Annotated in this window: 3 protein-coding genes and 1 pseudogene; all 4 read right to left on the reverse strand. The window is 74.3% G+C overall.

The genetic code is table 11. The features are described from left to right. Window positions 1–780 (reverse strand): annotated as a pseudogene (locus SACPADRAFT_RS33590) (peptidoglycan binding domain-containing protein); the annotation flags it as partial. Between the two features lie 163 nt (window positions 781–943). After that, the gene (locus SACPADRAFT_RS0223650) at window positions 944–2,983 is read right to left on the reverse strand and encodes an NHL domain-containing thioredoxin family protein (RefSeq protein WP_028662718.1); all 2,040 of its coding nucleotides are present in this window, start codon (window positions 2,981–2,983) and stop codon (window positions 944–946) included. A gap of 154 nt (window positions 2,984–3,137) precedes the next feature. Beyond that, window positions 3,138–3,326, reverse strand: a complete 189-nt coding sequence (locus SACPADRAFT_RS0223655; RefSeq protein ID WP_007026184.1) for a hypothetical protein — start codon at window positions 3,324–3,326, stop codon at window positions 3,138–3,140. A 128-nt stretch (window positions 3,327–3,454) separates the two neighbouring features. Continuing rightward, window positions 3,455–5,811 (reverse strand): translocation/assembly module TamB domain-containing protein (locus tag SACPADRAFT_RS29605; protein WP_007026185.1); only part of this gene is annotated, 2,357 nt, incomplete at its 5' end.

Below are 5,811 nucleotides of genomic sequence, written 5' to 3' on the forward strand. Positions count from 1 at the left end.
CTCGCGCAGGACCCGACCCGACACGGGGGGCTCGTGGGTCCGCACCGGCAGAGCGATCGGCGTCCCCGTCGGCCACCGCGCGCGCACCGCCGCCGCGGCGGCGTCGAGGTTGCCCAGGCTCCGTCCCGCGACGGGATGCACGACGTGCGGCCGCACCTGACCGCGGCCCACCGTGCGGAACGTGATCCGCCCCGGTGTGGGCTCCCGGTCGATACGGCGGGCCGCGACCTCCCGCCGCGCGCCGCGCAGGGCCCCGCCGTCGACGTCGGTGACCAGACCGATCTCCGCCGAGCGGAACAGCGACACCACCCGGTCGGCCGGATTCCACGGCTGTGGCCCGGCCCGCTCGACCGTGGCCGCCCAGTCGACCTCCAGCCCCGCCTCCGCCGGGTCGACGGCCGCCTCGACCCCGCCCGCACGCACCCGGACCGGCGCGTGTGTCCGGGGCGCCAGTTCCTCGCGCAGGCGCGTCTCGGCGTCCTCCGGCGTCAGTCCCCCGATGTCGACCCCGGCCACGGTGGTCCCCCGCGGCACCTCACCGACCCCGAGCACCAGATCGGTCAGGTAGCCCACGGTCAGCACCGCCGACAACGCCCCGATGGTGAGCAGCACCGTGCCGATCCGGCGGCGCAGCCTCCGGGACGTGTCCCCGGTGCCGACAGCGCCGTCGGCACCGGGGACACGGCGGGTGGCCGGCTCGTCGTCGAGCAGTTCGGCGACGAGGTCGGAGTCGTCGGTGCGCTCCCCGCGCCCCCCGCGACCGTCCGCACCACCCTCCACGGCTCCTCCCCGGTGCCGCCCCACGCCGTGCGCACGGGTCGGTGCGCGGGGGCCGGACCGCCGGTGGCCACCGGTGCGGACCCGAGCCGTGTTCCGTGGCGTGCACCCGCCACGGCGTGGACGTCTCGTTCACGCGGGACCGGGTACGCCGCCGCACCCCGGCTCAGGCGCCCCCGGTCGGTTCCTCGGGGGTTCCCGCCATGACGAGCGGCAACTCGCCCGCCCCCGCCGGGTTCACCCGGACCGGTACGCCCCAGTCCTGCCGCGTGATGCGGCAGACCGGGTGCTCGGCGTCGGTGGCGCAGCTCGCCGCCTGCGCCACCACCTGCAGCACGCCCTCCGGGTGGTCGTCGGCGAGGGTGACCGTGCGCTGAAGGTCGGTGCCCTGCCCACCACCGTCGACGAGCAGTTCCGGTGGCGACGCACTCACCTCCAGCCGGGTGGACGGGCCGTACCGGTCGTCCATCGTCTCGCCCTCCGGCGGGGTGAACACCACCGACAGCCGGACCTCGCCCGGCGCCAGCTCGGTCGGCGGCCTGCGCACGAGCATCGCCTCGCCGTCCACCCGCTCGCCGTCCGTACCCTCCCCGCCGTCATCGGGCCCGCCCGCACCCTGTCCGTCACCGTCGTCCGCACCGGCGGTGGCGGAGGACCCGGCCGGGGAAGCACGGTGCAGCGCGCGGAGCCGGTGTGCGGCGGATTCGACGACGAACACACCGGTGTCGGTGACCAGCACGTCCGTGGGCTCGGCCAGGTCCCGCATCAGCGTGGTCACCTGCCCGGTGTCCGGGTCGAAGCGGCGCACCGCGCCGTTGTAGGTGTCGGCCACCGCGATCCCGCCGTCGGGCAGGACGGAGAGGCCGGTCGGGTGTTGCAGCAGGGCCTGCGCGGCGTCGCCGTCCCGGTGGCCGAAGGTGAACAGGTCCACACCCACCTCGGTCCGCACCACGAACCTGTCCCGTCCGTCACCGTCGGCGTCAGCGTCGGCGGCACCGTCACCGTCGGCATCGGGGCCGTCGGTGGGATCGACGCGGCGCAGGGCCGAGGTCTCGGCGTCGACCAGCCACAGCCGCTCGCCCGCGACGGCAAGTCCGGAGGTCTGGGCGAAGAACGCCTCGGCCGCCGCACCGTCGCGCAGGCCCTCCACGGTCGTGCCCGCGAACCGACGGATCTCCCCGCGTACCGGGTCGAACAGGGACAACGTGTGGTTGCCCGCCATCGCGACGACGACCCCGCCCGCGGGCTCCCACCACCGCACGTCCCACGGGCTGGTCAGGGCGCTCCCGGTGGCCGGGCCGGAGTCCGCGCCGTCACGCCACTGTGCGCCGGTGCCCGCGACGGTCCGGACCGAGCCGGTGCGCAGGTCGATGCCCCGCAGCAGGTGATTGCCGGTGTCGGCGACCAGCAGGTGGTAGCCGACCCGCTCGGCCACCTCCGGCGGCAGCAGGGTCAGCCCGGCCGGTTCGGCGAACGTGGCGACGTCGAACGCGCCGTCGGCGGCGCCACGCTCGCCGTCCCCGAAGCGGCGCACCACCGTCTCGGCGTCGGAGGCGAACTCGACCACCGAGTGGTGGGCGGTGTCGGCCACCAGCACCCGTCCCTCGGCGGTGGCGACCGCCTTCGACGGGAACCGCAGGGGCACCCCGGTGGCACGGTCCCGACCGCCCTGCTCGTCCCGGCCCTCCTCCTGGTCGGTCCGTCCGGCCGGTCCCGCCCGGTCGAGGGCCTCGGCGAGCGGGTCGTCCCCACGGCGCAGCGTCCCGGCGGCCTCGTGGCCGGCCACCAGATCCCGGATCACCGTGCGCAGCGCGTCGGCGTGCCCCTCACCGGCGGCGACGTGCGCCACGTAGCCCTCCGGGTCCACCACGACCAGCGTCGGCCACGCCTTCACCGTGTACTCCTGCCACAGCCGCATGTCCGGGTCGCTGACGACGGGATGGTCGACGCCGTAGCGGGCGACGGCCGCGGCCACCGACTCCGCCTCGCCCTCACGGGCGAACTTCGGCGAGTGCACGCCGATCGTGACGAGCACGTCGGCGAACTCCCGCTCCAGCGGGCGCAGTTCGTCGAGGACGTGCAGGCAGTTGACACAGCCCGAGGTCCAGAAGTCCAGGAGCACGACGCGGCCACGCAGCGCGGACAGCGTCAGCGGCCGGTCGCCGGTGTTGAACCAGACGTCACCGGTCAGCTCGGGTGCCCGCACCGGGGCGCGGTTCTTCGCAGCACTCACACCGCCAGTGAACACGATCGGGGTGGCGGGAATCCCGCCCGACACGCGAGAGTCCCGCCACCCCGAGCTCTCCCCGCGGGGCCGCTGTGCGTCGTCACCGGGCCGCTGTGCCGTCATCGCGACGCCGTCATCGTGCGCTGCGGTCGGGTCCGCCCGCGGGTTCGGTCAACGTCACCGTAGGCACCTCCCCGGACGGGCCGGGCGCGACCGGAGCGGGATTCGGTGCCGGGGCGGAGGTGTCCGGGCCGCTGTCCGCGCATCCCGCGGCCAGCCCGGCGAGCAGCAACGTGACGACGAGGGAACCGGCGAATCGCATGGGGACCTGAGACCTCGGATCGGGAACGGGACACTGTCGTCATCGGTACCCCGCCAGGTCCCGTTACGAGTCCGGGCGATGTTTCACAACGGATCGGTTACCCGGGTTGCGGGTCCCGTCCGGACGTGTCAGTTGGTGTCGCGGCGCAGCGTGCGGGTCGCGCCCGCGGCGACCGTGGTGATCAGCACCCAGCCCGTCGCGGTGAACCCCGCGGAGACCCACTTGTCCGTGCCCGCCATGTGCCACCGGCCGGTGTTGCCCAGGTCGGCGATCGGGACCAGCAGGTCGAGGGTGTAGAAGACCGGGTTCCACTCCAGCCCGGTGTCGTCGGCGTTGACCACGCACCGGGGCCCGGAGACGGTGTAGCGGTCACCGTCGACGCAGTCGTCCTCCCCGAGGCCGAACCACAGACTCCCCCCGACGAGCAGCCCCAGCAGACACACCAGCGCGCGCACCGGCCGGTAGCCGTAGCCGACGATCCACCGCTGCAGCAGGCTCCACGACCGCACCCCGGCCCCGAACCTGCCGTACCCGCGGGCCAGCGATTCGTAGCGGAACTGCTGCTTGCGCAACAGCACGGTGTCCGCGTGCTCCTCATTCCCGCTCTCCCGCAACATGGTGGCGAGCTGGTCGTACGGACCGGGCCGGTAGCCGTCCATCGCCGCGCGCAGGAGCCGCAACCGCTCCGCGACCGCCCGGTCGTCGGTCAGCCCGATCGGGGTGGCGAGTGCGTCGTAGCGGAAGTCGTCCGCGTCCACCCGGCCCGTGGCCCGCCAGAACGCGGTGTCGTCGTCCAGCGTGCCGCAGTGCGCGTTGCGCAGGGACACCCGTCCCTGCGGCGCGGTCCCGGGGGTGAGCGCGAACTCGTCGGCGCTCGCGTCCCCGATGTCCAGTGCGAGCGGGTTCTCCCGGGCCGCGGCGAGCTCCGCACCGCTGATCCGGATCGTCCTGCTGACCGTCGCGCCGTCCAGCGTCACCCCGCCGGAGGCCCGGAAGTTCCGGCCGTCCTCCGCGGCGAGCAGGACGTTGCGGGCCACGCGCACCGAGCGCAGGTCGACGGCCCAGGGCGCCGATTCCTCCCGCTCCGGCACCGAGGTGGCCTGTTCCGGTTCCGCCACGTGCAGCCCGCTCATGTCGATGCTGCCGCCGACGGTCATGCCCTGCAGCCGCAGCGTGCCCAGGACCGTGCACCGGGTCAGCGCGACGTTGCCGGAAACCTCGCTGCGCCGTGCGGAGACCACGTCGTGCCGCCCGTACCGGAACGTCGCCCCGTGCAGCACGACGTTGCCCCGCACCCGCACGTCCGCCATCCGGAACTGCCCCACCGTGCGGAGGCCGCTGCCGTCCAGACCGCCGTCGATCTCGCTGCCGTCGAGGTGGATCGACCGGTCGGGATGCGGCCGGTTCGTCGTCCCGCCGACGGTCACCGACGCCCCCGCCAACCGCAGCGACCCGCCGAAATGCGCATTCACCATCCGGAGCGTGCCGGTGACCTCGAAGTTCCTGCTGAACTCGGCGTTGCCGTCCACGTGCATCCGGTCGGCGATCAGTGCCGGATGCGGGTCCTCGAACCGGTCGCCGGTCCGCCAGGCGTCCGCGGTCACCTCGCTGTGCAGGTCGACGGCCAGCCGGGCACCCTCGAACACCAGGTCCCCGACGACCCGGAGGCTGGGGAGGAACACCATCCCGTCCGCGGTGAACGGACGCTTGTCGTTCGGCCCGCCGTAGGTGTCCCGCTCGCACAGCAGGCTCCCCCCGACGTGCAGGCCGTTGCCGTTGAGGGCGAAACCCGCCCGGTTGGCCAGCGACGCGCCCGAGAAGTTCACGTTGCCGCCGGTGCGCAGCCCCGGAATGCGTACCTCCCCGTCGGCCTCCAGCCGGTAGGCCAGCAGCGCGCCGGTGACCACGAGCCGGTCGGCCTGGACCGCCTTGCCCCGCGGGTGGGTGATCCGGGTGCGGGTGAGCACCACCGACCCCTCGACCACGGCGTCGGTGAGATTCACCGCCGCGTCCGGGATCCCGCGTTCCACCCCGACGGCCTGGCGCACCGTGGTCTCGGTGTCGTCGGCGTCGGCGTCCACCTCGACCACACAGCGGATCAGCCGGACGTCGTTGCGTCCGCGGAAGTTGCGCGCCTTGAGGCCGGGCAGCAGGCACCGGCGGAACGAGAGCCCCAGCAGCGAGGCCTCCCGCACGTCCGGGGGATACTCGAACCGGCACCGCTCGAACCGGAACAGCACGCCAAGCTCCAGCGCGCGCAGGTCGAGCCTGCCGGTGATCTCGGCGTCGGTGATCTCGACGATCGGCGCGCCGGTGGTCTGCCTGCGCCAGCGCAACAGCCCGCTGGAGCCGGACTCGACGTCGGACCGCAGGTCCGCGGCGCGCACCGTCCGCACCGGGCGGGAGGCGGCGTCGAACGGGTCGTACCGGTCCGCCTTCGCCGTCGACGGGTCGGCGGCGTGCCCGTCGTCGAGCCGCCCGGACT

The sequence above is a fragment of the Saccharomonospora iraqiensis subsp. paurometabolica YIM 90007 genome, assembly GCF_000231035.2.
Lineage (GTDB): Bacteria > Actinomycetota > Actinomycetes > Mycobacteriales > Pseudonocardiaceae > Saccharomonospora > Saccharomonospora paurometabolica.

Excerpts from the sequence above, each read along its gene's own strand:
- SACPADRAFT_RS0223655 (WP_007026184.1), bottom strand. The coding sequence starts at position 3,326 with ATGCGATTCGCCGGTTCCCTCGTCGTCACGTTGCTGCTCGCCGGGCTG.